The organism is Protofrankia coriariae (assembly GCF_001017755.1).
Taxonomy (GTDB): domain Bacteria; phylum Actinomycetota; class Actinomycetes; order Frankiales; family Frankiaceae; genus Protofrankia; species Protofrankia coriariae.
Window position 1 is genome coordinate 1 of sequence record NZ_JWIO01000088.1, and the last position, 4,072, is coordinate 4,072.

The window sequence follows — 4,072 nt, forward strand, 5'->3', positions numbered from 1 at the left end:
GTAGCGGCGGGCGAACTCGACGACGATCTCGCTGTGGGTCATGCCCACCGCACGCATCCGATCCCGCAGTTCCTCCTGCTCGACGCGCTGACTGAGCCTGCCCATGCTGCCGCTCCCTTCCCGGGCCTGGACACTGATCAACCCCAATCACCGTCTCCCGACGGCCTACCGGAGCAGCGTAACCGTAACCATCCCCTCACCTTCAGAACAGAGGGGTCGGACAGACCGGAACCGTTGTATCGCCGGTGACCCGGGACAGGGTGAGGGCGCCGCCGGCTCATCGTCCGCCGGGATGTAGGAGCAAGGCCACGGCGGCCGTGCCATATCCGCTCGCGATACACCGACAAACGATCAAGATCGGATGCGGGTGGGATCAGCCGAACGAATCGACGTGTTCGGGCCGGACAACAGCGGCCCGCCACCACCGTTCTCGCAGGTCAGCGGCCGATTTGGACCCGAACGAACTCTTCCCGCTGGAGGGAATGATTCGTCACCGCGACTGAGGCATCGTTACAACACACCCACCTACCGTCCCACACGGTCGCGCTGCACACGACGATTCCGCGCCGGCCACCCGCCCCACCCGGGAGCAAAGACGCCATGGAGATCCCCGTGCCAACCCTCACATCAGAAAGATCAACAGTATCGTAGAGTTTACGAGATGTTGCCCAGGGTCGCTATTTGCGTTCGAGGAGAAGCCTGGTGCTCGCCCCAGCAACCGATACCAGTCATGATCATAAAGATGTGCGGCCGGTGGATGTCGCTCGCCTGCGTGAGGAACTCGTCCGGGAACTACGCGCGCTGAAGGCGCTCGTGACCCCCGAGGTGGAACGGGCGGTGCGGGCGGTACCACGGCACCTGTTCGTCCCCGAGGTCCCGGTGGAGAAGGCATATGCCGCCGAGCACCACTACGTGACGAAGAAGGACGAGCACGGGGTCAGCATCAGTTCGGTGTCCGCCACACGAATCCAGGTCATGATGCTGGAGCAGGCCCAGGTACGGCCAGGGATGCGGGTCCTGGAGATCGGCACAGGGGGATACAACGCGGCGTTGCTCGCCGAACTGGTCGGTGAGGGCGGCGCGGTCATCTCGATCGACATCGATCAGGACGTCCTCGATCGGGCCCGCCGGCTCCTGCCGGCCGCGGGATACGGGAGCGTCACCCTGCTGCGCGCGGACGGGGAGTTCGGCGCGCCGGAGCACGCCCCCTTCGACCGGATCATCGTCACGGCCGGGGCGTGGGACATCCCGCCAGCGTGGGTGGGCCAACTGGCTGCCGGTGGGCGGATCGTCGTCCCGCTGCGGATGCGGGGGCTGACCCGCTCGGTGGCGTTCGAGTGGACCAACGGCCGGCTGGCGGATCAGGGCTACGAGCTGTGCGGCTTCGTGCCCATGCAAGGCGCCGGCGAACAGCGCGAACGGCTGATCCCGCTCCACGGCGACGATGTGCGCCTGCGCCTGGACGACGACCAGCAGGCCGACGGCGACGCTCTGCGAGCCGCGCTCGCGATGCCACAGCGGGAGGCATGGTCGGGGACAGCGGTGGGGAAGGACATCAGGTTCGACGGCCTCTACCTGTGGATGGCCATGAGACTGCCCGACTTCGGGCTGCTGGCCGCGACGAAGGCAGCTGTGGACCGCGGACTGGTCGCGCACTCCTGGGGGCTGGGAGTTCCGACTCTTCTCGACGGGGACAGTTTCGCGTACCTGACCTTCCGCGCCACCAGCGAGGCGCGCGAGCGGTTCGAGTTCGGTGCCTACGGGCACGGGCCCCACGCCGACGTCACCGTCGAGAAGCTGGTCAGCCTCATCAGGTCCTGGGACGGCACCAGCCTGGGCGCCCGCATCAGCGCCTTCCCCGCGAGCACCCCTGACGAACTGCTGCCCTCCGACGCCCTCGTACTCACCCGACGCCATACACGCATCGCGATCACCTGGCCGTCCCCGCGGCCGGCGAGCACGGCCCGCCGGCCGTAGAAGAAGCATGCCCGGTGAACGTGACCGTGCGGCGGATGGTCCAGCGGTAGGTGTGGCCTTCGCGTCGTAGTTCGAGCAGGCTCACGCTGGTTACCGGGACAGTGATCGGTGGGATCCGGCGGAGTTCCGTGAGGCGGTGGATAACCTCGGCAGCTGGTGGGGGGGCATTGCAGTACGTCACGCTGATGTGCGGTTTGAACCGCGCCGGTTCGGCGGGGACCTGGTCGGCGCCAAGCTCGGCGGCGATGGCCGCGCGCAGACACTCGCGGACGTCGGCGACCGGACGCCACGGCGCGGCGCGCAGGAACGTGCCGCCGGGGTAGGCGGCGACGGGGCCAACCGTCAGCGTGAAGGGCTCGATGTCGGCCGTGCGTGCGGCTGCCTGCTCGCCGATGCGGGTGGTCGTGTCGACGTCGACCTCGTCGGGGAAGCCGACCCCTTGCACGGTCATGTGGATGCCGTCCGTGGGCACCGGGTCGAGATAGTCCAGGTCCGCGAGTGCCTTCTGGTGGTGGGCGACGTGGTCGCGGAGGGCCTGGTCGTCGAAGACGACGTACCACGTGAGGTAGGTGCGTCCAGGGCGGTGGCCGGGACGCCAGTACCAGTGGTCGGCCATCCGTTCCGTGCGCTGGAAGGCTTCCCAGTCGTCGGCGTCGACCTGGCCCTCGTGGGAGTGCGGCACGCTGCCAGGCTAGAACGGGGCGCGGGTGGAGGTGCTCGGCGTGCGCCAGGCGGCGACGGCGTCGGCTATCTTGGCGATCTCCGGGGTGCTTGACCAGGGTGCGGCGCTGGTGACGAAGTCCTGCGCGCGGCGGGCCACGATCCGCGAGTCGAGTGTGGACCCGACGGTGAGGGCCTCGCGGACGAGGGCGCCGGCTCGGTCGGGCTCGGCGGCGCGGCCGACGAGGTAGGTCATCGCGGCGTCGACCAGCGTCAGGGCGTGGCTGGCGGCCGAGTGCGAGCGGGCGAAGACGGGGATGACCTGGTCGGTGAACTCGCGGACGCGGCCGACGGCGCCCAGCGCGAGGTAGGCGCTGGCGGCGTTGCCGGCGAGGCGGGCGGCGCCGAACGGCTCGAACGACAGGAAGTAGCCGACCGGGTCGACCTGGTCGGTCTGCGCGTGCGCGGCCAGGGCGCGGTCGACCGCGTCGTCGACCCCGCGCCGGTCGCCCAGCTTGCCGAGCGCGCGGGCTTCGCCGCTGACCGCCAGCCGGATGGACGCTGGGCCGCGGGCGGCGTGGCGCTGGCCGTCGCGGGCGTAGTCCAGGGCCTGCTGGTAGCGGCCGGTGTAGTAGGCGATGAAGCTTTCTGTGCCGCGCACCCACGCGGCGAGGCCGCGGTGGCCGGCGGCCTGGGCAAGGCTCATCGCCTCGTTGCAGTAGGCACGGGCGAGCAGCTCGTTGCCCAGGTCGAACGCGAGATAGCCGAGCAGGCCGGAGAGCTTGCCGGCCACGGCGTACAGGTCTGCTCGGTGACGCGGGTGCTGGTGGCCGCGCATGAGGTCGGCGACGTAACGGCGCTGGCGAAGCGCGGTCGGGTAGACACTCCTGGAGTCGGACGTTTCGTAGCGGCGGCCGATCACCTCGATGCTCAGGTCCAGCTGCTCGACCGCGGCATCGTCGACGTTCGTTGCGGCAAACAGCTGCATGCGTTGGGTGACTTCGTCCACCTCGTCGTCGGCGGCCAGGACCACCGTGGTGGCCGTCGCGGTGAGAACGGTCCGACGGCCCGAGCCGTCGCGCTCGGCGACGGCCGACGGCTCGTCCGTTCCGGCGGGCACGGTCGATCCCCGCGGCGGTGTGGTGACAGAGGTCGCGGGTGCCCTGCTCGGATCTGCCGACAAGCGGCGCATGCTGTTGATCAGGAGCATGTCGGCGGGCGTGAGATGTTCCCGGTCGTCGAGGTCGAGCAGGGTGTGGATGTCGGTGCCGTAGACCGCGGCGAGCACGGCGAGGATCTGCGGGGTGAGGCGTCGGCGGGCTGGGAGCGGCCAGTTCTCCAGTTCGGACAGCCATGGGGCGGTCATGGTGGCGGCGCCGTCCGGGTCAAGGCCGGCGTGGGCGGTGTGGGCGTTGATGCGGCTGGCCGCCTGCGC

The 4,072-nt window shown here is 69.7% G+C and carries 3 protein-coding genes; 1 reads left to right on the forward strand and 2 read right to left on the reverse strand.

Translation table 11 applies throughout. The features are described from left to right. The first annotated feature begins 753 nt into the window (after window positions 1-753). Window positions 754-1,977, forward strand: coding sequence for a methyltransferase, FxLD system (gene fxlM / locus FrCorBMG51_RS24190; RefSeq protein ID WP_235433865.1), 1,224 nt, complete (start codon window positions 754-756; stop codon window positions 1,975-1,977). Here the strand turns inward: fxlM and FrCorBMG51_RS24195 are convergent. Both FrCorBMG51_RS24195 and FrCorBMG51_RS24200 read right to left on the reverse strand, forming a co-directional pair. Further along, entirely contained in the window at window positions 1,931-2,659 is a 729-nt protein-coding gene (locus tag FrCorBMG51_RS24195) for a 2'-5' RNA ligase family protein (protein WP_086055673.1), read from the reverse strand. The genes fxlM and FrCorBMG51_RS24195 overlap by 47 nt on opposite strands. A gap of 9 nt (window positions 2,660-2,668) precedes the next feature. Further along, window positions 2,669-4,072 (reverse strand): NsdA family TPR-like regulatory protein (locus tag FrCorBMG51_RS24200; protein WP_235433866.1); only part of this gene is annotated, 1,404 nt, incomplete at its 5' end.